The sequence below is a fragment of the Oceanospirillum sediminis genome (assembly GCF_014164585.1).
GTDB classification, from domain to species: Bacteria; Pseudomonadota; Gammaproteobacteria; order Pseudomonadales; family Halomonadaceae; genus Oceanospirillum; species Oceanospirillum sediminis.
Window position 1 is genome coordinate 1 of record NZ_JACJFM010000140.1, and the last position, 445, is coordinate 445.

At 48.5% G+C, this 445-nt stretch carries 1 protein-coding gene; it reads right to left on the bottom strand.

All coding sequences use genetic code 11. The features are described from left to right. On the bottom strand, positions 1–445 hold a 445-nt coding region (locus H4O21_RS24260), incomplete at both ends, for a hypothetical protein (RefSeq protein ID WP_220495860.1).

Sequence of the window (445 nt, forward strand, 5' to 3'; positions counted from 1 at the left end):
TCATCCGAATCGTCGGTGTCATCCGAATCGTCGGTGTCATCCGAATCGTCGGTGTCATCCGAATCGTCGGTGTCATCCGAATCGTCGGTATCATCCGAATCGTCGGTGTCATCCGAATCGTCGGTATCATCCGAATCGTCGGTGTCATCCGAATCGTCGGTGTTATCCGAATCATCAGGCTCTAACCCACTATCTTCCAGATAGTCTTCGACATCTTCTTCACTGACATCATCTCCCAGAATGTCTGCAATATCCTTATTTGAGAATTTGAAGGCTGCGATGGCTTCATGGATAACATGAGGTGTATCTTTATGGTCCAGAATGAACTGACGAGCCTCCTTGATAGCCATACCCAGATTTTTCAGAGTTGTATTGACGTGATCGGACACATTATCTTCTGCGTCGTCGTCTTCCGAGTCGTCGTCTTCCGAGTCGTCGTCTTCCG